General features: G+C 41.2%; 1 pseudogene. It reads right to left on the bottom strand.

From position 1 onward, the window contains the following. Nucleotides 1-119: 119 nt before the first annotated feature. Nucleotides 120-521: pseudogene (locus NZ896_06825) on the bottom strand (IS607 family transposase). Nucleotides 522-687 lie beyond the last annotated feature (166 nt).

The following is a 687-nucleotide window of genomic DNA, read 5'->3' as shown; positions in this document are numbered from 1 at the left end:
TATCATACTTCTCGGTCCATTTAATCCCAGCCCATATTTCATCAATTGCCCTCTGAAGCAGGAGCCTATAGGCTTCAAGGAAATCCTCGACATCAAAATTATGTTTAATTTTGTATGCCCTAACCTGATACAAGCTGTTTGACACCTTCAACCACCCTCTCATATTTGTGGCTTCTCATTCCATAGAGCTTTCCAGCGAAGTGTGAGACTATGGTTATTAAATCTTCAATAAGCTCTTCTTGGGGAGTCTTATCCTCACGGTTTATCACCTCTATAGTTGTTCCGAAAGCCGAGAATAGCCTCGCCAGAGTCCCAAATCCGAACCTTGTAAGTCTGTCCTCATAAGTCACAATCACTTTAGAAACTTTCCTCTCAACAACAGCCTCCAAGAGCTTAAGAAAGTTCTTTCTATTTTCATTTAACCCCGAACCAACATCAGCTAGAACCTGAACATTCCCATAACCCTTCTCGCTAGCGTAACTTAAAATGGCTTGCCTCTGCCTTTCACTTTCAATTCTCTTCACGAGATTCTAGCAAGAAGTGATGCTCAAGTTTGGGTGACGCCTTATACCTTTCAATTCTCTTCACGAGATTCAGTACACACCCACTTTCCATCTTGGCGATCTAGTAAAAGCAACTTTCAATTCTCTTCACGAGATTCAACAAAGCAAATCACAATACTTAATG

It is taken from the genome of Nitrososphaerales archaeon, from assembly GCA_025058425.1.
Taxonomy (GTDB): domain Archaea; phylum Thermoproteota; class Nitrososphaeria; order Nitrososphaerales; family JANXEG01; genus JANXEG01.
The sequence above is the reverse complement of the archived record's forward strand: the minus strand, read 5'-3'. Positions and strand labels throughout refer to the sequence as shown.